The 23102-nt window shown below is 54.3% G+C and carries 17 protein-coding genes; 3 read left to right on the top strand and 14 right to left on the bottom strand.

All coding sequences use genetic code 11. The features are described 5' to 3' along the window. Nucleotides 1–5: 5 nt before the first annotated feature. A complete protein-coding gene (gene xerD / locus P7079_RS04130) occupies nucleotides 6–929 on the bottom strand; it encodes a site-specific tyrosine recombinase XerD (RefSeq protein WP_278013559.1) in 924 nt (307 codons plus the stop codon). A 129-nt stretch (nucleotides 930–1058) separates the two neighbouring features. Between xerD and tkt the strand changes: the two genes are divergently transcribed. The 3 genes from tkt to P7079_RS04115 all read left to right on the top strand — a co-directional run bounded on the left by tkt (nucleotide 1059) and on the right by P7079_RS04115 (nucleotide 5761). Continuing rightward, nucleotides 1059–3152 carry a transketolase gene (gene tkt, locus P7079_RS04125; protein ID WP_278013558.1) on the top strand — a complete coding sequence of 698 codons (2094 nt, stop codon included), beginning with the start codon at nucleotides 1059–1061 and terminating at the stop codon, nucleotides 3150–3152. Nucleotides 3153–3304: 152 nt separating this feature from the next. After that, nucleotides 3305–4807 (top strand): glucose-6-phosphate dehydrogenase, encoded by a 1503-nt coding sequence (zwf, locus tag P7079_RS04120; protein WP_278013605.1) that lies wholly within the window; start codon nucleotides 3305–3307, stop codon nucleotides 4805–4807. A gap of 9 nt (nucleotides 4808–4816) precedes the next feature. Next, complete coding sequence (locus tag P7079_RS04115; RefSeq protein ID WP_278013557.1) at nucleotides 4817–5761, top strand: glucose-6-phosphate dehydrogenase assembly protein OpcA; 945 nt, start codon at nucleotides 4817–4819, stop codon at nucleotides 5759–5761. Nucleotides 5762–5836: 75 nt separating this feature from the next. On the opposite strand, the gene secG is transcribed toward P7079_RS04115, so the two are convergent. From secG to rpsA, 13 genes are all read right to left on the bottom strand, one after another. Further along, on the bottom strand, nucleotides 5837–6082 hold the full coding sequence (secG, locus tag P7079_RS04110; RefSeq protein WP_278013556.1) for a preprotein translocase subunit SecG: 246 nt from the start codon (nucleotides 6080–6082) through the stop codon (nucleotides 5837–5839). Nucleotides 6083–6185: 103 nt separating this feature from the next. After that, nucleotides 6186–6956 carry a triose-phosphate isomerase gene (gene tpiA, locus P7079_RS04105; RefSeq protein ID WP_278013555.1) on the bottom strand — a complete coding sequence of 257 codons (771 nt, stop codon included), beginning with the start codon at nucleotides 6954–6956 and terminating at the stop codon, nucleotides 6186–6188. After that, on the bottom strand, nucleotides 6956–8149 hold the full coding sequence (locus P7079_RS04100; RefSeq protein WP_278013604.1) for a phosphoglycerate kinase: 1194 nt from the start codon (nucleotides 8147–8149) through the stop codon (nucleotides 6956–6958). Before P7079_RS04100 ends, tpiA begins: the two co-directional genes overlap by 1 nt. A gap of 111 nt (nucleotides 8150–8260) precedes the next feature. Then, on the bottom strand, nucleotides 8261–9265 hold the full coding sequence (gene gap, locus P7079_RS04095) for a type I glyceraldehyde-3-phosphate dehydrogenase (RefSeq protein ID WP_278013554.1): 1005 nt from the start codon (nucleotides 9263–9265) through the stop codon (nucleotides 8261–8263). Nucleotides 9266–9431: 166 nt separating this feature from the next. Further along, nucleotides 9432–10430, bottom strand: a complete 999-nt coding sequence (gene whiA / locus P7079_RS04090; RefSeq protein ID WP_278013553.1) for a DNA-binding protein WhiA — start codon at nucleotides 10428–10430, stop codon at nucleotides 9432–9434. Nucleotides 10431–10524: 94 nt separating this feature from the next. Continuing rightward, nucleotides 10525–11463 (bottom strand): gluconeogenesis factor YvcK family protein, encoded by a 939-nt coding sequence (locus P7079_RS04085; RefSeq protein ID WP_376986483.1) that lies wholly within the window; start codon nucleotides 11461–11463, stop codon nucleotides 10525–10527. Further along, nucleotides 11460–12398, bottom strand: a complete 939-nt coding sequence (gene rapZ / locus P7079_RS04080; protein ID WP_278013552.1) for an RNase adapter RapZ — start codon at nucleotides 12396–12398, stop codon at nucleotides 11460–11462. The genes P7079_RS04085 and rapZ overlap by 4 nt, the downstream gene beginning before the upstream one ends. 32 nt (nucleotides 12399–12430) lie before the next feature. Continuing rightward, on the bottom strand, nucleotides 12431–14413 hold the full coding sequence (gene uvrC / locus P7079_RS04075; RefSeq protein ID WP_278013551.1) for an excinuclease ABC subunit UvrC: 1983 nt from the start codon (nucleotides 14411–14413) through the stop codon (nucleotides 12431–12433). Next, nucleotides 14410–17301, bottom strand: coding sequence for an excinuclease ABC subunit UvrA (gene uvrA / locus P7079_RS04070; RefSeq protein ID WP_278013550.1), 2892 nt, complete (start codon nucleotides 17299–17301; stop codon nucleotides 14410–14412). The genes uvrC and uvrA overlap by 4 nt, the downstream gene beginning before the upstream one ends. A 79-nt stretch (nucleotides 17302–17380) precedes the next feature. Further along, nucleotides 17381–18451 carry a TerC/Alx family metal homeostasis membrane protein gene (locus P7079_RS04065; RefSeq protein ID WP_278013602.1) on the bottom strand — a complete coding sequence of 357 codons (1071 nt, stop codon included), beginning with the start codon at nucleotides 18449–18451 and terminating at the stop codon, nucleotides 17381–17383. 244 nt (nucleotides 18452–18695) lie between these two features. Then, nucleotides 18696–20747 carry an excinuclease ABC subunit UvrB gene (uvrB, locus tag P7079_RS04060; RefSeq protein ID WP_278013549.1) on the bottom strand — a complete coding sequence of 684 codons (2052 nt, stop codon included), beginning with the start codon at nucleotides 20745–20747 and terminating at the stop codon, nucleotides 18696–18698. Between the two features lie 47 nt (nucleotides 20748–20794). Beyond that, the gene (coaE, locus tag P7079_RS04055) at nucleotides 20795–21403 is read right to left on the bottom strand and encodes a dephospho-CoA kinase (protein WP_278013548.1); all 609 of its coding nucleotides are present in this window, start codon (nucleotides 21401–21403) and stop codon (nucleotides 20795–20797) included. 117 nt (nucleotides 21404–21520) lie between these two features. Then, nucleotides 21521–22990, bottom strand: a complete 1470-nt coding sequence (gene rpsA, locus P7079_RS04050; protein ID WP_278013547.1) for a 30S ribosomal protein S1 — start codon at nucleotides 22988–22990, stop codon at nucleotides 21521–21523. Nucleotides 22991–23102 lie beyond the last annotated feature (112 nt).

Raw genomic sequence — 23102 nt, 5'->3', positions numbered from 1 at the left:
GAAAACTACGCGTGCCACGCACGTGGGTGAGCACTCGCATAGACTTCTTGAAGAGTTTGCGGGGAAACCAGGGTATAGATCTGAGTAGTGGTGACAGATGCATGACCAAGCATTTCTTGAACAACGCGCACGTCTGCTCCTCCTTGAAGAAGATGAGTGGCGAATGAATGGCGGAAAGTATGCGGAGATATTCCGTCAATTCCAGCCCGCTCGGCAATGTGTTGGATGACTCCCCAAGCACTTTGCCGTGAGAGAGGCTTTCCTCGAGTATTAAGGAAAAGCGATGGTGATCCTGCCCCTTTTGCTGCGAGGGCTGGACGTCCCCTCACGATATACGCTTCGAGGGCATCAATCGCGAACTGCCCTAATGGCAGGATCCGTTCCTTGCGGCCCTTGCCAAAAAGACGGATGGACGATGTCTCACAGGAAATATCGTCGGCAGTTAATGCCACAGCTTCGGAAATGCGTGCGCCCGTGCCGTAGAGAATCTCTACCAGTGCGCGGTCGCGTAATGATGTCGGGGTGTCCCCGAATGACGATGCCTCTATCAGAGCCCCCATCTGCTCCACGGAAATCGCCTTTGGTAACCGAGAACCAATTTTGGGTGGATGGAGATCTACTGTTGGATTCGTCTGCGCCATCCCCTCGTCCAACAAGAACGAGTGGAACTGTCGCACAGCAGTGACCATTCGCGCAACTGACGACACCGCCATTTTGAGGTCTCGACGCAGGTAATCGACAAACGATGCAGCGTCTTCCTCGCCGACGTCGGCAAAACTTCGGATCGAGCGCGAAGCGAGGTGATGTGCATATTTCCTCAGATCGCGTCGATATGCGTCTAATGTGTTCGAAGAGACTGAGCGTTCGACGTGCAGGTAAGTCAGGTATTGCTCAAGTTGCCGATTCATCGCTGGTGTTACGTCTTCCATCAGACTCCTCCCGCTCATTTGCCATGATTCTTTCACGATTAGGAATGCGTTGCGGGATTAAAACACGGCCGTCTCAGGTTAGAATCACAGGTGAAACGTCTTCCGAAAGAAGAAAGAAGGAAAGCTTTTATGTCTGAGTTCAACTGGACCGAGCAAGATCAGCTTGCTGTCGAGGTTGGCCGCGGTTTGACCGCAGACGCCGTGCAGAATGTCGGTAACGGACATCCGGGAACCGCCATCTCGCTCTCGGGTGTCGCCTACACACTTTTTCAAAAGGTGATGAATTTCGACCCAGAAGATGATCAGTGGCTTGGCCGCGACCGCTTCGTACTCTCAGCTGGACATTCCTCGCTGACTTTATACAATCAGCTTTTCTTTGCTGGAGCCGGACTTGAGATTGAGGATCTGAAGGGCTTGCGTCAATGGGGATCGCTTACCCCTGGACACCCGGAATATGGTCATACTCGCGGTGTTGAAACCACAACCGGCCCGCTTGGTCAGGGAATCTCAAATGCCGTCGGCATGGCGATGGCGACGCGCCGCATCCATGGACTTCTCGATCCTAACACGCCTCTCGGTGACTCTCCGTTTGATCACTACACGTTCGTGATCGCGGGTGAGGGCGACCTCGAAGAGGGCGTCGCCTCCGAAGCCTCGTCGATTGCTGGCACCCAGCGACTGGGTAATTTGGTTGTCCTCTACGATGAGAATGACATCACCATTGAGGACAATACATCGATTGCCTACACGGAAGACGCTCTGGCTCGCTACGAAGCATACGGTTGGCACACTCAAACTGTTGACTTCCGAAATGGCGGCGACTACCTGGAGAATTTCGAGGCAGTATTCAATGCCATCGAAGAGGCGAAGAAGGTTACGGATCGTCCATCGATCATCAAGCTCAAGACCATCATCGCGTGGCCATCGCCAAACATCCAAGATTCCGCAGGTGCTCATGGCAATGCACTGGGCGATGAGGAGATTCGTCGGCTGAAGACCCTTATCAATCTGAACCCGGACATGACGTTTGAGGTTCCGGACGGCTTGCTGGAGTACACACGTGGACAGGCAGCGGCCCGCGCGGCTGCAGCACACGAAGTTTGGGATGCGAAGTTTGAGGCGTGGAAGAATACGAACCCCGATAAGTTCGCGCTCTATCAGCGACTCTTGACCCGTTCACTTCCCGAAGGCTGGGAGAAGGCTCTTCCAGTATTCGAACCTGGAAAGAAGATTGCCACTCGCGCAGCTTCGGGCAAGGTTCTCAATGCTCTCAAGGATGTTCTTCCAGAGCTTTGGGGTGGTTCGGCAGATCTTGCTGGTTCGAACAACACCACGATGGACGGAGAGCCGTCGTTCATTCCATCCGACCGCGGTTCAGCAAAATTCCCGGGCAACGAATTTGGACGCACGCTCCACTTCGGTATTCGTGAGCACGCGATGGGCTCGATCCTCAACGGTATTACTCTCGAGGGTCTCACGCGAGTCTACGGCGGCACATTCTTGGTGTTTGCCGACTACATGCGTCCGCCAGTTCGTCTTGCATCCATTATGAAAATCCCGTCGATCTTCGTCTGGACTCACGACTCGGTGGGCGTGGGCGAAGACGGCCCCACTCATCAGCCGGTTGAGCATATGTGGGCATACCGTGCAATCCCTGGACTGGATATGGTTCGCCCTGCAGACGCCAACGAAACATCGTGGGCATGGCGCGGAATCCTCGAAAACACGACGAATCCAGCAGGCCTGGTTTTGACGCGTCAAGGCGTGCCTGTCTTTGAACGTGGTGAAGGTGCTGCTCATGGCGACGTTTTAGCTTCGGCTGAAGGCACACTCAAGGGCGGTTACGTTCTGGCCGACTCGGAGAAGGTTGACGTCGTGCTGATCGCGACTGGCTCTGAGGTTCAGCTTGCGCTCGATGCGCGTGCCACACTCGCACAAGAAGGAATCGGCGCGCGAGTAGTGTCGATGCCGTGTCTTGAGTGGTTCAACGAGCAGGATCCCGAGTACCGTGAATCGGTCATTCCTGCGTCGGTGCGCGCACGAGTTTCGGTGGAAGCGGGCGTGACTTTCGGCTGGGCTGGAATTGTTGGCGACGCCGGTCGTAGCGTCGGAATCGATCACTTCGGTGCATCTGCTGATGGTGCCCTCCTGATGGAGAAATTTGGCATGACATCAGCACACGTTGTCGAAGCTGCGAAGGAATCAATCGCGGCCGCTCAGTGACACGAGTAGACGGGTGACAAGGATGACTTGTCACCCGTCTGTCTTGTCTGAAGATTTTTGGAATTCTTTGCGGCTAATGAACGTTGTTAGTCCAAGATTGATACTTGAAAGAAGGAGAACGGTTCGTGGGTAGTTGGGAAAACCCGCTTGTCATGCCCTGGGATAGTCGTCTCGAACGCGTGGCAGGCCCAGCGGGTTTGGTGTTATTCGGTTTGACCGGTGATTTATCCAAACGAAAGATTTTGCCAGCAATCTACGATCTTGCACATCGCGGACTACTTCCGCCGTCATTTACCTTGATCGGTGTGGCTCGTCCGAAAAAAGGCATTGAGGATTTCTCTCAGATGGCTGAGGACGCGATCCGGGCTGGAACGAATACGGGTATCGATGAGCGTGTGCTCTCCCAGCTCATGAGTGGTTTCCGCCAGGTGATTGGCGATTATACATCGCCACAGACTTTCGCCGAACTTGCTCAGGAACTGACGCGGGCGGAAGAAGAGCGTGGAACGGGAGGCAATTATGCTTTCTACCTCGCGATTCCGCCCAAACTTTTCCCCCATGTGCTTGAGGAGCTCAAGGGCGCAGGCCTGGATAAACATGAGAATTCTGGCTGGCGTCGAGTCATGATCGAAAAACCTTTTGGACATAATCTTGAGTCTTCACGCGAACTCAATGATCTCGTCATGAGCGTTTTTGACGACAACGAAATTTTCCGCATCGATCATTATCTTGGTAAGGAAACGGTTCAGAATATTTTGGCCCTTCGTTTTGCCAATGAACTTTATGAACCATTATGGAACAACGCTCACGTTGATCACGTCGAAATCACCATGGCTGAAGACATTGGTATTGCTGGCCGCGGCGGGTACTACGATGGTGTCGGCGCGGCGCGCGATGTTATCCAAAACCACCTTCTTCAGCTTCTTGCCTTAACGGCGATGGAAGAACCCACCGCCTTTACTCCTGAGGCGCTGCGCCTTGAAAAAGAGAAAGTGCTCAGCGCAACTCATTTTCTCGGATCGGTAGAAGAATCCTCCATTTTCGCCCAATATGATGCCGGGTGGCAAGGCGGTGATTACGTCACGTCATTTATCAGTGAAGATGGAATTGCGGGTGATTCACGAACAGATACCTATGCTGCGTTCCGCCTTGGCATCAATAACCGACGGTGGGCTGGCGTGCCTTTCTATCTACGCGCGGGCAAAAGACTGGGCCGACGCGTCACCGAAATTGCCTTGACCTTCCGCACTCCCCCATTCCAATTCTTTACTGACGAAGCAGTAGCGAATGCCAATGCGAACACACTTGTGATCCGTATCCAGCCTGAAGAAGGCGTGACATTCAAATTCGGTGCGAAAGTTCCTGGCTCCCAAACGATTTTACGTGATGTCACGATGGATTTCGGGTACGGACATGCTTTTACTGAATACACTCCCGAAGCTTATGAGCGTCTGATTCTTGATGTCCTCATGGGCGAAGAACCTCTGTTCCCACAACAAACGGAATTGGAGCTGTCATGGGCATTGGTTGATCAGGCGACACAGTATTGGGAGACCGAACAACGCAAGATTCCTCAGTACGCGCCTGGTTCATGGGGACCGCGAGAAGCGGATGAGATGTTGCAACGGGATGGTCGCGCCTGGCGCCGCCCGTAAGGAGAGAAAATGTACGAACTCAAAGCGACGACGTCGGCGTACGTGAGCCGATGGCTCGAAGGACAGCGTACCACCGATGGGTCTTCTTCTCTTACTCGTGTGGTGACGCTTGTGGCTGTCAGCCCTTCAGAGGAAGCAGTCTCTGAGGTGATTAACTCCGTTCTCGGAGTTGCTCGAGCACACCCTGCACGAATCATCGTGGTTCTCGAAGACCCTGACGTTGACCGTCCGAGCGAGAGCAAAGAACCGTGTCTCGATGCGCAAATGATTCTTGGCGATACTGCTGGATTAGCTGAAATCGTCATCTTGCGTCCGTCTGGTGGGGCTGGAACTGATCTTGGCAGTCTTGTCATGCCACTTGTCCTGCCCGATACACCCCTTATTTCTTGGTGGCCCCAAGACGCGCCGTCGTCCCCGTCAACAACGAGTATTGGCAAAATCGCTCAGCGCAGAATTACTCATGTCAATTCCGTTGACGATCCGGTGGGGCGTCTGGGCGAACTTGCCGCGAACTACTCCCCTGGTGACACAGACCTCGCGTGGGCAGGGTTAACCATTTGGCGTGGACACCTGGCCTCGCTACTCGATGAGCCTCCGCACGAACAGATCGAGAAAATCCGAGTCGTGGCAAATTTGGATAGAGGTGGTGCCCACCTCCTGGCAGCGTGGCTTGAGTTACGTCTCGGTGTGAGAGTTGAGCTTCTCCATGGTGGTGGCGAAGGGATTGATTCCGTGACTTTTGTTCGCCGTGATGGGGAACTCGAGATTGACAGGCAGGTAGGCAGCGAGCACGCTTTTATCCGACGCCCGCATCGCAAGGCTCTTGAAGTGACAATGCCCATGCGAAATTCTCAAGCAATGCTGATTGAAGAGCTTCGCGTTATGGGAGAGGATCGTGAATATCGCGAAGTCCTTGGGCAATTTGCTGCTCAAGGACGGTCATCTCACAGTTGAGAAATTATTTGGCTTATAGGCTTAAATGTGTTGTGGCGAGGCTTAGAGCCTCGCCACAACACATTTAAGTAAAAATTAGTTTGTTACCTTCACGATCAAACCGATGAGCGCGATCAGGATGAACCAAATGATAGAGAGCCACACGGTATAGCGATCAAGGTTCTTCTCTGCGACGCCTGAAGAACGCGCGGAAGTTGAGATGCCGCCTCCAAACATGTCGGAAAGGCCGCCTCCCTTACCCTTGTGCAGAAGGACTGCGCCGATCAACAGAAAGCTTGAAATAATAAGAAGCACCGTCAAAACAGTCAGCAAAACGTTCACGTGATTAATCTCCAGGATAGAGAACAGATTCCATAGAATTATAGCGTAGTTTGAGGCGGTGCAAAACTGCACCGCCTCAAACTACGCTAGATGTGTTGTGACATCAGAAGTGAACAATCTTCGCAAACTCGTCAGCCTTGAGCGACGCGCCGCCAACGAGAGCGCCGTCAACGTTCGGCTGTGCCATAATCTCAGCAACCGATGATGACTTCACAGAGCCACCGTACTGGATTCGCAGAGCTGCGGCTGTTGTCTCATCGTAGAGCTCGCCAACCTTGGCACGGATAGCGCCGCAGACTTCTTCGGCATCGGCAGGTGTTGCCACCTTACCTGTACCGATAGCCCACACTGGCTCGTACGCAATGACGGACTTCGCAACTTCCTCAGCGGAAAGGCCGTTGAGCATTTCCTCAACCTGGCCCAGAACGAACTCAACGTGCGTGCCAGCTTCGCGAATATCCAGCTTCTCGCCACAGCACATGATAGGGATCATGCCTGCATCAAGAACTTTCTTCGCCTTCTGGCCGATCAGCTCGTTGCTCTCACCATGGTAGTCACGACGCTCCGAGTGTCCAACGACTACGTAAGTGACACCAAGCTTTGTCAGCATCGAAGTGGAAATTTCGCCGGTGTAGGCGCCATTGTCATGGACAGAAACGTCCTGTGCGCCGTACTTGATCTCCAGCTCGTCTGCCTCAACCAATGTCTGAACAGTACGAAGATCTGTGAACGGAGCAATCACTACTGCTTCGACTTTGGAAAAGTCGTGTCCAAGATCTTTGAGCGACCATGCGAGCTTCTGAACGAGCGATGTTGCCTCGACGTGATCGAGGTTCATCTTCCAGTTACCAGCAATAATTGGGGTGCGAGTCATCAGGCCTCCAGAACTGCGATACCCGGAAGCGTCTTGCCCTCGAGGAACTCAAGAGATGCGCCACCGCCGGTTGAAATGTGGTTGAATTTCGCTTCATCGAATCCGAGCGTACGAACTGCTGCAGCGGAATCACCGCCGCCAACGATTGTGAAGCCTTCTGCGTCCTGCATTGCTTGAGCAACTGCACGAGTACCCTTCGAGAACGCGTCAAACTCGAATACGCCCATCGGGCCGTTCCAGACAATGGTCTTCGACTCAGCGATTGCCTGAGCGTAGAGTTCACGCGTCTTCGGGCCAATATCGAGTCCCATCTCGCCAGCAGGCATATCCTCAGAAACGTGCTCTGATGCAGGTGAATCTGCCTTGAACTCTGGTGCGGTGACATTGTCGAGAGGAAGAAGAAGCTCGACGCCCTTCTCCTTTGCTTTCTCAAGGTAGGACTTTGCGGTCTCAATCTGGTCCTCTTCGAGGAGCGAAGTGCCGACCTCATGGCCGAGGGCCTTGAGGAAGGTGTACGCCATACCACCGCCAATGAGGAGACGATCAGCCTTCTCCAGGAGATTATCAATCACGCCCAACTTATCGGACACCTTCGAGCCACCGAGCACGACGGTGTAGGGGCGCTCTGGATTTGCCGTTGCCTTGGACAGCGAGTCGATCTCCTTGAACACGAGCTCGCCAGCTGCCGACGGAAGCTCCTTCGCAATGTCGTAAACCGAGGCCTGCTTGCGGTGGACAACACCGAACCCATCGGAGACGAAGACGTCAGCAAGCGCTGCGTACTCCTTAGCGAGGGATTCACGCTCCTCGTCAACCTTCGACGACTCGCGCTTGTCGAAACGCACGTTTTCGAGCAAAACGACTTCGCCGTCCTTGATCTCTTCGGACAGTCGCTTGGCGTCTTCGCCAACGGTGTCCTTGGCAAGAGTAACTTCTTGTCCGAGGAGTTCACCAAGTCGCTTTGCAACAGGAGCCAACGAGAACTCAGGCTTCACTTCGCCCTTCGGGCGACCAAGGTGAGCTGCGACGATCACCTTCGCACCGGCCTTCACCAAGCGCGTCAGAGTTGGCAGAGCGGCGCGAATACGGCCGTCATCAGTGATGTTCTTGTCGGCATCGAGCGGGACATTGAAATCCGAACGCACGAACACCTTCTTGCCGGCGAGATCGCCGAGCGTATCGATGGTCTTCATCATTTTCAAACCTTCTTTCTGCGCAGGCAGCGCAGGAAATTTTTGCCTATTTCGTGCGCGTGCCCGCACACACCGGAGCATGTGCGGGCACGTGATTCATGAGATGTTAACTCACAGACCCTTGCCCATGAGGACAGAAAGGTCAACGAGGCGGCAGGAGTAGCCCCACTCGTTGTCGTACCACGAAACGACCTTGGCGAGATCGCCAATGACGCGGGTCAGGCCCGAGTCGAAGATCGACGAGTGTGAATCAGTCACGATGTCAGCCGACACGATCGGATCCTCGGTGTAAGCGAGAATGCCCTTGAGCTCGCCTTCAGCAGCTTCCTTCATTGCCTCGTTGATCGCCTCAACCGAGACTTCCTTCTCAGCCTGGAAGGTGAGGTCAACGACCGAACCGGTTGGGGTCGGAACGCGGAATGCGAAGCCGTCGAACTTGCCCTTGAGCTCCGGAAGAACCAGCGACACAGCCTGAGCAGCACCCGTCTTGGTCGGAATGATCGACAGAGCAGCGCCACGTGCACGGCGAAGATCCGAGTGAGGGCCGTCCTGCAGGTTCTGATCAGCGGTGTATGCGTGAACGGTGGTCATGAGGCCCTTCACGATACCGAACTTGTCCTGGAGAACCTTTGCCACAGGAGCGAGGCAGTTGGTGGTGCAGGAAGCGTTCGACACGATGTTGTGCTTAGCAGCATCGTACTCACCCTCGTTAACGCCGAGAACAACATTGAGATCAACGTTCTTACCCGGTGCAGAGATGATGACCTTCTTGGCGCCGCCGTCGATGTGTGCCTGAGCCTTCACACCGTCACGGAAACGACCGGTAGACTCGATGACGATGTCTGCGCCGACCTCGCCCCACGGAATCTTTGCCGGATCCGGCTCTTCGAACGAGCGAATTTCCTTGCCATCAACGACGATGGCCTCGTCCGTGTAGGAGACCTCGTGACCGAAGCGGCCGAGGATCGAATCGTACTTGAGCAGGTGAGCGAGGGTCTTGTTGTCAGTAAGGTCGTTCACTGCCACGATCTCAACATCGGCACCCATCTCGTAGACGGCGCGAATGAAGTTGCGGCCAATGCGGCCGAAGCCGTTAATTCCAACGCGAGTTGTCACTCTATTTCCTCCTTGTGTGCAGAGCACACGGTTTGACTCATACGAGCGTAGAGCTCGTATCTCGGAAGCTGGCGCGGTCTCCCGCGTCTCAGATTTCCAATGCCCCTGTATTCTATCGCTTGGTGAGGGGCTAAGCACGGCCAAAAGTCCGTAGTGGCGATGTTTCTCAGTCAGCTGAGCGAGGGTGCGTTCGCCCTTCTGCTTCTGATACTGCATCGAGAGTGCTGGGGATTCCGAGTTCCTCGGCAAGCTTGTCTGCCATCGTATTCAAGCGGCGCAAACGTCCCGCTACGGCATCCTTCGTGGCAGGCGGGGTTAAGCGCTCCCCCAGAACGTTTAAGGAGTCGTGAGGATATTTGATTCGAAATTCTCCGGCTTGACGCAAATTTGCAGGAACAGCATCTCCAAGAATCTCGAATGCACGTTGCACACGGATCACAGCAACGACTGCTGCATCAGCGCTGCGGCGCATATTCGCATCGTCAAAATTTGCCAGTCGGTTTGAATGCCCGTGCTCTTCACGTTCTGAGCGCAATTCGTCCCAGACAGCGAGAGCCCGCAGTGCTCCCATTCTGATCAGCATCTGCGAGATCTGTTCACCTTCACGAATATCGACACGCTGAGCGCCACGGGATTCACGTGAGCGATAGGTAATTCCCAAACGGCGAGCAAGCCCGCCCAGCCCATAGCTCGCTTCGAGCGAAGGGCATATGACTTCTAAAGAGCCGTTTCGCCCAGGCTCAACGAGCGTGCCGCGCGCGAGAAAAGCTCCTCGCCAGGCCGCCGCAGCGTCAGCTCTTGAGCCAGCCACAATCTGCGTCGGCAAACCGCGAACGGGCCGCCCATGAGTGTCGAGTAGCCCGAGTAAGCGTGCAATTTTTTCGCCATCCCGAGTGATTCGCAGAAGGTATTGGTTTTGTCCGCGTGTTTTTGACTTCACTGGCAAGAGATCTGGTTCCAAACGAAGAACCCGAGAAATCAGGTGAGCCAGATGCCGAGCGGCTCCGGGATGGCGGAGCTCTGCCTCCAAAGTGACAATTCCGCTATTGATCTCGAGTCCACCCGCAAATCGAAACATCGTCGCAATCTCTGCGATCGCGCTGGAAGCAGACTGAGGGAAAACGCCAGACAGTTCATCCTGTACAAGAACAGTTAGAGCTGGCATATAAACACAACCTTTCGTAGGAAGACAGTAGGCGCGCCCTGGCATCGGGACATCATGGTATCGCAAAAGCGCTAGGAGAAACCGGGAAGTGAGGTCATATGGTTTCGAAAGCTTCGCGGAATGCTGCTGCGAGAGTGAGTGGGTCGTGGCGAGCGACGTCGCGCTTAACCGACCACTCCAACACTCGCGCACCACACAACCGTGCCGCTTCGTGTAGCTCTTCTCGATTGCCGACGACGGACGGATCAACGAGGACAACGTCAAGATCGATCTGGGGCGCATACTCGTGAAACGAACGTACCAAATCAGCTGAACTCATCGCGCGGGTTTCAAGATCTGGAACGAGATTCACAACGAGCATACGTCGCGCTGGCGTTCGTGAGACAGCGCTTTGTAGATCAGGAACCAGCAGATGCGGAATGACTGAGGTGTACCACGAGCCTGGGCCAAACACTATCCAATCAGCCTCGTCGATCGCACGCAATGCCTCTGGCCGCGCAGGCGGATTGGCGGGGTCAAGAGCGACTTTCGAGATTGACTTTCCGAGCTTCGCAATCACGGATTGTCCATGGATGTTCTCGACGACGCCGTTGCGCTCCACTTGTGCTGTCAGTTGCAGTGGAACAGCGCTCATGGGTAGCACACGTCCATGTGTCGATAACAGCTGACCAACGAGGTCGAGCCCTCGAACAGAATCGCCCATTTCTTGCCAAATCGCAGCGATCAGGAGATTCCCCAGCGAGTGACCGTTCATCTCACCTGATGTCGTAAAACGATGTTGAAGAACATCGCGCCAAGTCAGACCCCAGGAAGAATCATCGCACAGAGCTGACAACGCCATGCGCAGATCCCCTGGCGGGAGAATATCCATTTCCTGGCGCAAGCGTCCTGATGAACCACCGTCGTCGGCGACCGTGACAATTGCAGTGATGTTTCGCGTCAGGATACGCAGTGCAGAGAGGGTGGCATACAAGCCGTGGCCTCCGCCGAAAGCGACCACTCGACGTCCAGCATTTCCGATTTCACGCATCATTCGCGTCCGAGATCGCGGTGCAAAGTTTTGACAGCGACGCCCCGTTCACGCATCTGGCGTGAGATCTCTTCAGCAATCGCTACGGAACGGTGTTTACCGCCAGTACATCCGATCGCGATCGTGACATAAGGTTTAAGCTCGCGGACATACCCTTCGAGGATCGGGGCCATCATCTTGACATAGTGGTCAACGAATTCACGCGCGCCATCAACCGACAAAACAAAATCGGACACGGGTGCATCTTTGCCCGTCAGGTGTCTCAACTCTGACACCCAGTAAGGATTCGGGAGGAAGCGCACATCAACCACATGGTCAGCATCAAGCGGAATTCCGTACTTAAAACCGAAGCTCATCACCGTCAAATGGATTGCTGAATCTGATGACGACGCCACATTGTTGCGGATCTTGCGAGCGAGATCATGAACAGACAGCGTCGAGGTATCGATGTAGACATCAGCGCGGTCACGCAGTTGGGCGAGCAATTGGCGCTCTTTGGCAATGCCGTCCATCAAACGCCCATCTCCCTGCAACGGATGTGGGCGACGAACCTGCTCATAGCGGCGCACAAGAATGGCATCGGATGCATCAAGGAACATGATGCGGTAGGCAATATTTGCCTCTGACAGAGAGTCAAGAACACGCGAAAGCTCTTGGAAATATTCACGTGAACGAACGTCAACAACGGCAGCTAGCCGTTGTACTCCCCCACCTGAGGTCACCAACCCCGCCATCGCTGCCAATAAACGTGGAGGCAGATTATCCACCACATACCAACCGAGATCTTCCAGTGCTGCCGATGCGCGTGATCGCCCAGCACCGGACATGCCAGTGATGATGACAATTTCAGGGGTCTCAGCATCAGGTAGTTGAGCTGCCTGATCCAGAGCCATGATTTCGTTCAGCGGAATTGCGGAAGTGTCGTTGATATCGCCCATAAGTCAATTTTGTCAGTCTCGTGACCGCTTCGCTAGTCCGCGGCTGGGTGCAGATGTTCCAATATCGTGTGGGCCAGTCTCGGCCCGACGCCGTCAACCTCTTGGAGCGCGGCGAGATCCGCTTCCTTGATTTTTGTTAAAGAGCCAAAATGCTTCAACAGCGCGGTCTGTTTGGCAGTTCCGAGTCCAGGAATTGCATCGAGCGCAGAACGAGTCATCGCTTTGGAGCGCCGCTTGCGATGGAAAGTAATCGCAAAGCGATGTGACTCGTCACGCAGATATTGCAGAAGGTGAAGCGCTGGAGATGTGCGAGGCAAAATTAAGGGAAACTCTTCCGAAGGAATCCACACTTCTTCGAGGCGTTTCGCCAGCCCGATCACATGCACATCCGCGTCGAGTTCATCAACCACTCGCTGAGCAGCGTTCACTTGCGCAAGTCCGCCGTCAACGACGATCAAGTCCGGTTTGTAGGCGAACTTTCGCACAGGCGGAGCGTCTGAATCGATCGGACCAGACATTGGCTCGTCGTCGGAGGCATCGTTGGCCGCCCGCCCCTCGACAAGACGCGTGAGTCGCCGACGCAACACTTCGGCCATGGCCGCCGTATCGTCGGGAACTCCCTGGCCATCTGGACCGCGCACGATGAAATGGCGGTAGTCAGATTTCTTCGGCAGTCCGTCCTCGAACACCACCATCGATCCCACCTGGTTAGTTCCTTGAATATGGGAGATGTCGTAGCACTCAATGCGCAGCGGAGCACGCTCAAAGCCAAGTCCCATCCTCAATTCTTCAAGAGCTTTGGATCGTTCAGTAAGATCACCGGCTCGGTGCAGCTTGTGTCGTTGGAGAGCCTGGACAGCGTTCGTGTGAACGGTCTGAGCAAGTTGCGCTTTCGTGCCGCGTTGAACCACTCGTATCCGAACAGGGCCACCACGCAACTGGGCGAGCCACGGTTCAAGAGCTTCAACGTCGTCAGGAAGAACGGGAACCCAGATCTCACGTGGAACGGAATCAGCAGAATTGTGGGCGACGTCGTCAACGCTTTTGGCGCTCCGGCGGTTACGGCCGATGTGAGAGGGCACATATTGCCCATACACCTGCAAAATCATCTGCGACACGAGACCGGGGGCTTCGAGATCAGCCACAGTTTCGGTCACCCAACCGCGCTGACCACGAATTCGGCCGCCGCGCACAAAGAAGACTTGCACCGAGGCTTCAAGCTCATCGAACTCCAGCCCAAACACGTCAGCGTCGGTATCCATATCGAGCACGACTGCGTTTTTCTCGACGACGGTGGTCAATGCAGCGACGTCGTCGCGCAGACGCGCTGCACGTTCAAACTCGTGGGCTTTGGCAGCCTGGAGCATCTGCTCTTTCTTCTCGTTAATCAGATCTTCGCCGGTGCCGTCCATGAATGACACCAGTGACTCGGCGATTTGCCGATGTTCGCTTTCGTTCACTCGTCCGACGCAAGGTGCCGCACAACGGTCGATATACCCGTTCAGACACGGGCGTCCGCTGCGACGCGCGTTGTTGAACACGCCTTGAGTACACGAGCGCATCGGAAAGACACGAAGTAGCTGATCAAGCGATTCACGCACAGCCCACACTTTCGTGTATGGACCGTAATACTTGTTGCCACGTCGATGAGAATTGCGCGTGACCATCACACGTGGGAACTCATCGCGAAGTGTGACAGCGAGATACGGGTACGACTTATCGTCGCGGTACATGACGTTAAACCGCGGGGAAAATTCCTTGATCCACGAATATTCGAGAGACAGCGCTTCGATTTCGTTGCCGACAACGACCCACTCGACGCGTGCAGCGGTGAAGACCATTTGGCGTGTGCGAGGGTGGAGAAGCGCCGGATCTTGGAAGTAGTTCACTAGACGTTGGCGCAGGGATTTTGCCTTTCCAACGTAAATGATGCGTTCTTCTTCGTCGCGGAACCGATATACTCCTGGTTCACGTGGAATATCGGAGGTTTTGGGACGATATTCCGCCGGATTCATCCCCGCGTCGCCTTCCCCTGAGTTTCCAGCGTGCCAGCATTCTCAAGAAGCGGTCGCAGGTAACGGCCGGTATATGAACCTTCAGTGCGTGCGACGTCCTCTGGCGTGCCTTCAGCGATCACTTCGCCGCCACCGACTCCTCCCTCCGGACCGAGGTCAATCACCCAGTCTGCGCTCTTGATGACATCGAGATTATGCTCGATCACGATCACCGTATTGCCCTTGTCAGTCAGCTCCTGAAGAACACCCAGCAGCTTTCGCACATCTTCAAAATGAAGGCCCGTCGTGGGCTCATCGAGAACGTAGACAGTTTTACCAGTTGATCGTTTGTGCAGCTCCGAGGCGAGTTTGACACGCTGCGCCTCGCCACCTGAGAGGGTGGTAGCAGATTGGCCGAGCCGGACATAGCCCAAACCGACGTCTTCCAAGAGGGCGAGGTATTTCGTAATCGATGTAACGGCACCGAAGAATTCACGCGCTTCGGAGATCGTCATATCCAGCACCTGCGCGACATTTTTCCCTTTGTAGTGTACTTGAAGCGTTTCTCTGTTGTAGCGGCTGCCATGGCAGACCTCGCACGGGACGTAGACATCGGGAAGGAAGTTCATCTCAATCTTGATCGTGCCGTCACCCGAGCACGCTTCGCAACGCCCACCCTTGACATTGAAAGAGAAACGACCCGGCCCATAGCCACGTACTTTCGCTTCTGGCGTGGCTGCAAACAGCGTGCGAATTTTGTCCCACATTCCGGTGTACGTTGCAGGATTTGATCGTGGTGTTCGCCCGATCGGGCTCTGATCAACGTGAACCACTTTATCGAGTTGGTCGAGTCCAGTGACTTTCGAATGACGGCCGGGAAGCAGGCGAGCGCCGTTCAGCTCGTTGGCAAGAACCTGATACAGAACCGAATTGACCAGCGAAGACTTTCCAGAACCTGAAACGCCTGTGACAGCAGTAAAAACGCCAATTGGAAATTTAACCGAGACATCTTTCAGATTATTTTCACGTGCCCCGACGACGCCGATGGCTTTCGTTTTCCTGATCTTACGACGGTTCGTTGGCACCGCAATCTGTCGCTTTCCACTGAGGTAGGTGCCCGTCACGGAACGTTCTTGATCGACAATATCAGCAGGCGGTCCAGAATAAACAATTTCGCCTCCATGTTCACCTGCACCTGGGCCAATATCGACAAGCCAATCGGATTGGCGAATCGTATCTTCATCGTGTTCGACCACGATGAGCGTATTTCCAAGATCACGCAAACGTTTGAGAGCGCTCAAAAGTCGGTCGTTGTCTCGCTGATGCAACCCGATGGACGGTTCGTCCAACACGTACAGCACACCGACCAGTCCTGATCCGATCTGTGTTGCTAGGCGGATACGTTGTGCCTCACCGCCAGAGAGAGTTCCGGCGGAACGAGACATCGTCAGGTAATCGAGACCGACGGTGACGAGGAAGGTCAATCGCTCAAGAATCTCTTTCATGACTTGAGCAGCAATCTTCGACTCGCGCGCACCGAGCGTGAGGTTACTGAGGTACTCAAGTGCCTGACCAATCGGCAAATCGGTAAGCTCGGAAATATTGAGTTCGCCGATTCGCACCGCGAGAACTTCTGGGCGCAGACGTGCACCATGGCATACAGCGCACGGAACTTCGCGCATAAATCCGGCGTAACGTTCCTTTGACCACGTCGATTCAGTTTCGTTATGTTTGCGCGCGACGAAAGTGAGTGCCCCTTCGAAACCTGTGGAGTACACCTTCTCGCGCCCCCACCGATTCTTGTACTTGACTTTGACCTTGTAGTCCTTACCCGTCAAGATTGCATCCTGAGCGTCCGCATCAAGTTTTTTCCACGGCGTTTTGAGAGAGAAGCCCAGTTCGTCAGCCAAGCCTTGTAACTGGCGCATATGGTAGTCACGTGCTTGGGCAGACGCCGTCACCGACCACGGGACGATCGCGCCATCAGCAATAGAAAGTGACTCATCGGGAACCACCAGATGGCGATCTGCCTGTGTGGTGTAACCGATACCGTCGCAGGCAGAGCACGCGCCGTACGGCGCGTTGAAGGAGAACGTCCGTGGCTCAATTTCATCGATCTCAAGCTGATGTCCGTTGGGACATGCGCGATTCTGAGAGAACTTACGTTCACGCGCTGGCGAGTTTTCCGGTTCGTCAACGAACTCTGCGATCACGATGCCCTTTGCAAGGCGAAGGGCAGTTTCCACGGAGTCAAAAATGCGCGATCCCAATCCGTCACGTAACGCAAGACGATCCACAACGACATCGATATCGTGCTTCTTTGTCTTCGCTAGTGCCGGCACCTCCCCTAGCCGATAGACTTCGCCATCAACGCGGACGCGTCCGAGCCCCTCTTTGACGAGTTCATCAAGGAGATCGGTGTGCTCTCCCTTACGTCCACGGACGACGGGGGCAAGGATCTGGAATTTTGTGCGTTCGGGATACGCCGTCAGTGTGTCAACGATCTGTTCGACGCTTTGAGCTTGAATAAGCTCGCCACACACTGGACAGTACTGCGTACCCGCTCGAGCATAAAGAAGGCGAAGGTAGTCATAAACTTCGGTCATCGTGCCGACGGTGGAACGAGGGTTGCGGTTGGTCGATTTCTGATCGATCGACACCGCAGGGGAAAGTCCTTCGATGAAATCGACATGAGGCTTGTCCATCTGTCCGAGGAACTGTCGAGCGTAGGACGACAGCGACTCAACATACCGACGTTGCCCCTCGGCAAAGATCGTATCGAAAGCGAGAGATGATTTCCCTGAGCCAGAAAGGCCAGTGAAAACCACCATTTTGTCGCGTGGGATATCAACAGTGACGTTCTTCAGATTGTGCTGGCGAGCGCCTTGAACATGAATCGAATTTTGCACTGTTTCACCTTATCTACGAAAAGACATAAGTAAAAGGCTGCGGGCCGAGTCAACACTCGGCCCGCAGCGAACATTTGTTCTATTGACGCTTGTTGTCGAGTTCGCAATGCGGAGCCTCACGTGGTTCGATGTCATCAATTTCGTCGGCATCTTTATTCAAGACAACGCCTTGAGCCTCAAGCTTACGCGCACCGATGATGGAGGCGATCACTGTGACCAAAATGGTGAGGATAATGAATCCCACTGAGAAAGCGATCCCTGGTTCGGGCAAGTAATTCGCGAAACCGTAGCCGTGAGCAGCGTGAACAATCAGCTTGTAGCCGATATAGCCCAAGATGACCGCTAAACCATAATGCAGGTAAATGAGCCGTTCGAGCAGTCCATCGACAAGGAAGAACAGTTGACGCAGGCCCAGAAGAGCGAAGGCATTTGCAGCGAAAACAATAAATGGTTCGTTCGTTAGGCCGTAGATTGCCGGAATCGAATCAAGTGCGAAGAGAAGATCGATCGTTCCAATAGAAACGATGCACAACAGAAGCGGAGTGATCCACGTTTTGCCATTACGACGCGTGACAAGCTTGGCTCCGACAAAGCCCTCGGTGACGTTAAAACGCTTGGACATCAGGCGAGACATCAATGGAGGGGTGAACTCCTCATCCTGCGCTTTGCCCGCCAATCGCTCTCGGCCTTCCTCGATGCCGTCCTTGATTTGATTGACTGCGGTCCACAACATCCAAGCGCCAAAGAAAAAGAATGCCCACACGAAGCGCTCGATAATCGCTGCACCGAGGAGGATGAAGACGAAACGTAGCACTAACGCAATGACGATGCCGTACATCAAGACTTTTTGCTGGTAGAGCCGCGGCACCCGGAATGCCGCGATGATAATGATGAAGACGAAGATATTGTCGAGCGAAAGCGAATACTCTGTGAGATAGCCTGCGAAGAACTCAGCGCCAAATTGTCCGCCGTGCCGCACAATCGTCATTACGCCAAAAAGCACCGCGAGAGAGACGTAAAGGCCAGTCCAACGCGCAGCCTCGCCCACGGTTGGCTCGTGCGCCTTACGCACATGCCCGAGCAGATCAAAAAGAATAAGTACGATGACGACAATGCCGAGAACAATCCATTCCCACATATCGACATGCATATTACCGGAGGTGGCAGGCTTTCCGCCTACCTGAAGAAGCGTCATCAAAGACATAAAGATCCTTTGGTACGAGTGGTGACAATACCGCAGTCTCTTCCCGCCAGTAGTCCTGGCTTCCATACCGGATCGAGAAACGATCGTGATGACGACATGGAATTGGTGGGAATACTCCCCATGGCCTTGAGCAATTCTAACGCCGACGCCGTCTGTGGACGACGTGCCAGTAAAATCTCACATCGGCGTCTCACGCAGAAGCGGCGCGCATTGCACGCAGTTCTTTCTTCAGGTCCTCAATCTCATCGCGTAAGCGAGCCGCCAGCTCGAACTGAAGTTGTTCTGCGGCAAGATGCATTTGTTCGGTGAGTTCCTCAACGAGAGCTGCAATTTCCGCTCCATCGCCTTTCTTCGCAGTCGGCTTTTTCTCCTTGCGGTAGCCTCCCTCCAAAAGTTCAGTAGTGTCGATGTCTTCACGCATCAGCATGTCTGTCACGTCAGAAATCTTTTTGCGCAATGGCTGAGGATCGATCCCGTGTTCAGTGTTATACGCAATCTGCTTGGCACGGCGTCGATTCGTCTCGTCGATTGCCTCGCGCATGTTCGGCGTGATCGAGTCAGCATACATGTGAACCTGTCCCGACACGTTTCGCGCGGCGCGGCCAATCGTCTGGATCAGCGACGTCGTCGAGCGCAAGAAGCCTTGTTTGTCAGCATCAAGAATCGCCACGAGCGACACTTCAGGTAGATCGAGTCCTTCACGCAACAAGTTGATGCCGACGAGGACATCGAATTTTCCTAAACGAAGCTCACGGAGTAATTCCACGCGACGGAGCGTGTCAACATCGGAGTGAAGGTATTCCACTTTCACGCCACGTTCAGCAAGATAATCCGTGAGATCTTCAGCCATCTTCTTGGTCAAGGTCGTAACCAAGACACGCTCATCGCGTTCGGTTCGGCGTCTCACCTCTTCAAGAAGGTCGTCAATCTGGCCTTGAGTCGGCTTGACGATCACCTCAGGGTCAACCAGACCGGTAGGACGAATGATCTGTTCTACGTAGCCGTCAGACTTTTCCATTTCGTATTTGCCCGGTGTCGCTGATAGGTAAACAGTTTGTCCAATGCGTTCGAGGAATTCTTCCCATTTCAGTGGGCGATTATCCATGGCACTGGGCAGACGGAACCCATGTTCAACCAACGTTCGTTTACGCGACATATCCCCTTCATACATCGCCCCAATCTGCGGGACAGTGACATGAGATTCGTCAATGACAAGGACGAAATCCTGCGGGAAATAGTCAAGAAGAGTGTTGGGAGGAGTGCCCGGACCACGTCCGTCAATATGGCGCGAGTAGTTTTCAATTCCCGAACACGTGCCGATGTTGCGCATCATTTCAAGATCGTAGGTTGTTCGCATCTCCAGGCGTTGTGCCTCAAGCAACTTGTTCTGATCACGTAATTGGGCCAATCGTTGCGCAAGCTCAGCCTCGATCGATTCGATTGCGCGTGCCATTCGCTCTGGTCCTGCGACGTAGTGAGTGGCAGGGAAAATATGAGCTTGTGGAGTTTGCCGAATCACGTTGCCCGTGAGGGGGTGGAGCTCACTGATGGAGTCAATTTCGTCTCCGAAAAATTCGATGCGTATTGCAAGTTCCTCGTACACAGGAATGATCTCTACCGTGTCCCCTCGTACGCGAAAAGTACCGCGTGTAAAGGCCATATCATTGCGCGTGTACTGCATCGTAACGAAACGCTTCAGAAGCTCATCGCGGTCAAGTTCCTGGCCAACTTCAAGACGAACCATTCGATCGACATACTCTTGCGGCGTTCCAAGACCATAGATACAGGAAACAGAGCCGACGACGACGGTATCACGGCGAGTCAAGAGGGAGTTCGTTGCCGAGTGGCGAAGTCGCTCCACTTCGTCGTTGATGGATGAATCTTTCTCAATGAAGGTGTCGGTTTGGGGAACGTACGCCTCAGGCTGGTAGTAGTCGTAGTACGAGACGAAATATTCGACAGCGTTATTGGGCATCAACTCACGAAATTCTGCAGCCATCTGAGCTGCGAGAGTTTTGTTTGGTTCGAGAATCAATGTTGGCCGTTGGATCTTCTCAATGAGCCACGCCGTCGTTGCTGACTTTCCTGTCCCGGTAGCACCAAGGAGCACGATATCTGCCTCACCAGCGTTGATACGATCAGCAAGTTCTGCAATCGCCTGCGGCTGATCACCCGACGGCGTATATGGCGAGATCACTTGAAATGGATTTTCTTGACGGATGAGATCAGTAACTGGACGCATAGGCTTAAGCCTACCTGCTACAGACGTCTCTCCCAACGGGGCCTTGCTCAGGGCGTATTACACATGCAGATCATGTGCCAAAGATCATCGACTTGGGTCTGAAGGTCAGCGAAATTTCCGTCATTATGTATCACCACATCAGCAATATTTTCTCGTTCGATGTCAGTCATTTGGTGGGCAATACGAGCCCGAGCGTCGCTCTGCGTCATCGACCTGTGCTCGATAAGCCGGGAAATACGAATTTCTTCAGGTACCGACACTGTCACAACAAGATCAACGTCTTGTGATGGGCCAGTACCAGGAATATAAAGCGGCACATCGCGGACAATCACAGTCGCCGGCGACATTGCACGGATCTGAGCTTCGCGCGTGGCAGCGAGTTGATCGATAGCCGGATGGATAATCGCATTAAGTTCGGCTAGAGCGTCGGGATCCGAAAAAACAATCTTGCCTAAGGCAGCGCGGTTCAATTCACCGCTATCCTGAAGGATTTTCTTTCCCCATCGCTGAACAATTGATGCCAATCCATCAGATCCTGGTACCACTGCCTCGCGCGCCAGTTCGTCATAATCGATGACGACAGCACCGCGCTGTGAAAGCATCGCTGAAACGGTCGATTTTCCTGAACCGATTCCACCGGTGACAACGACGATCATGTTCCACCTTTCGCCCGTCATATTCTGGTCGATGCTGCTTGAGATCATGAGCATTCCAGATAAAGAAAACGTGTGGGCGGAGGTTTTCCTCCGCCCACACGTTAGTTATTCACCAGTTCAGTTACCGGTCAGCTTCTCGCGAAGAGCCGCAAGTGCTTCGTCGGAAGCAAGTGTGCCCTCAGCTTCGGAACCTGACGAGTAGGAGGCTGGAACCTCTTCGGCAGCAGCCGGAGCCGGTGTCGAAGCAGCGGCAGCAGCATCGGCTTCGAGAGCCTTGGTGACCTGCTCCTTGTGAGCCTGCCAACGAGCCTCAGCCTTTGCGTACTCAGCTTCCCAGTTAGCCTGGTTCTCTTCGAAGCCCTCAAGCCATTCGTTGGTGGCAGGATCGAAGCCTTCTGGGTACTTGTAGTTACCGTTCTCATCGTATTCAGCGGTCATGCCGTACAGCGACGGATCGAAGTCCTCCGACGTCGGATCCACGCCCTCGTTCGCCTGCTTGAGCGAGAGGGAAATGCGGCGACGTTCGAGGTCGATATCGATGACCTTGACGAAGACTTCGTCGCCAACCTTGGCAACCTGCTCTGGGAGGTCGATGTGACGCTGAGCAAGCTCCGAGATGTGAACGAGTCCCTCAATGCCGTCCTCGACGCGGACAAATGCGCCGAACGGAACGAGTTTAGTGACCTTGCCCGGCACGATCTGACCGATCTGGTGCGTACGAGCGAATGTCTGCCACGGATCTTCCTGAGTTGCCTTGAGCGAGAGCGAGACGCGCTCACGATCGAAGTCCACATCGAGAACCTCAACCGTCACGTGCTGGCCAACCTCGACGACCTCTGACGGGTGATCGATGTGCTTCCAGGACAGCTCTGAAACATGAACAAGGCCGTCTACGCCACCAAGATCCACGAACGCACCGAAGTTAACGATCGAGGAAATGACGCCCTCACGAACCTGACCCTTCTGGAGAGTGCCCAGGAAGTGCGAACGCACTTCAGACTGGGTCTGCTCGAGGTAGGAGCGGCGAGAAAGAACAACGTTGTTGCGGTTCTTATCGAGTTCGATAATCTTCGCCTCAAGCTCGCGACCGATGTACGGTGCAAGATCGCGCACACGGCGCATCTCAACGAGGGAAGCTGGGAGGAAGCCACGGAGGCCGATGTCCAGGATAAGGCCGCCCTTGACAACCTCGATGACGGTACCGGTAACGACGCCGTCTGCTTCCTTGACTTCTTCGATCTTCGCCCAGGCGCGCTCGTACTGTGCGCGCTTCTTCGACAGGAGAAGGCGACCTTCCTTGTCTTCCTTCTGCGTGACGAGTGCCTCGATCTGGTCACCAACTTCGACAACGTCATCTGGGGTAACGTCGTGCTTGATGGACAGTTCCTTGGAGGGGATAACACCCTCGGTCTTGTAGCCGATGTCGAGGAGAACTTCGTCTCGGTCGACCTTGACTACGGTACCTTCGACGATATCCCCGTCGTTGAAGTACTTGATGGTCTTATCAACCGCTGCAATGAGGGCTGCCTCATCGCCGATATCGTTGATTGCGACTTCGGGGGTCGTCGTAGAGTTATTAGCAGTCATAGAGTTGGTGACTCCGCTTACGTAAATAGTATTGGATAATGGACATGGCATGGATTTCCCATACCAATCAGCTAGTCTACGGGCGATCGTGGTTGGTTTCAACCTCCCCGAC

It is taken from the genome of Arcanobacterium canis, assembly GCF_029625435.1.
GTDB lineage: Bacteria > Actinomycetota > Actinomycetes > Actinomycetales > Actinomycetaceae > Arcanobacterium > Arcanobacterium canis.
This window is presented reverse-complemented; position numbering and strand designations above follow the sequence as displayed.

Coding starts and splice junctions, on each gene's coding strand:
- xerD (WP_278013559.1), bottom strand. CDS start 929: ATGGAAGACGTAACACCAGCGATGAATCGGCAACTTGAGCAATACCTG.
- tkt (WP_278013558.1), top strand. CDS start 1,059: ATGTCTGAGTTCAACTGGACCGAGCAAGATCAGCTTGCTGTCGAGGTT.
- zwf (WP_278013605.1), top strand. CDS start 3,305: ATGCCCTGGGATAGTCGTCTCGAACGCGTGGCAGGCCCAGCGGGTTTG.
- P7079_RS04115 (WP_278013557.1), top strand. CDS start 4,817: ATGTACGAACTCAAAGCGACGACGTCGGCGTACGTGAGCCGATGGCTC.
- tpiA (WP_278013555.1), bottom strand. CDS start 6,956: ATGACTCGCACCCCAATTATTGCTGGTAACTGGAAGATGAACCTCGAT.
- P7079_RS04100 (WP_278013604.1), bottom strand. CDS start 8,149: ATGAAGACCATCGATACGCTCGGCGATCTCGCCGGCAAGAAGGTGTTC.
- whiA (WP_278013553.1), bottom strand. CDS start 10,430: ATGCCAGCTCTAACTGTTCTTGTACAGGATGAACTGTCTGGCGTTTTC.
- P7079_RS04085 (WP_376986483.1), bottom strand. CDS start 11,463: ATGATGCGTGAAATCGGAAATGCTGGACGTCGAGTGGTCGCTTTCGGC.
- rapZ (WP_278013552.1), bottom strand. CDS start 12,398: ATGGGCGATATCAACGACACTTCCGCAATTCCGCTGAACGAAATCATG.
- uvrC (WP_278013551.1), bottom strand. CDS start 14,413: ATGAATCCGGCGGAATATCGTCCCAAAACCTCCGATATTCCACGTGAA.
- P7079_RS04065 (WP_278013602.1), bottom strand. CDS start 18,451: ATGCATGTCGATATGTGGGAATGGATTGTTCTCGGCATTGTCGTCATC.
- uvrB (WP_278013549.1), bottom strand. CDS start 20,747: ATGCGTCCAGTTACTGATCTCATCCGTCAAGAAAATCCATTTCAAGTG.
- coaE (WP_278013548.1), bottom strand. CDS start 21,403: ATGATCGTCGTTGTCACCGGTGGAATCGGTTCAGGAAAATCGACCGTT.
- rpsA (WP_278013547.1), bottom strand. CDS start 22,990: ATGACTGCTAATAACTCTACGACGACCCCCGAAGTCGCAATCAACGAT.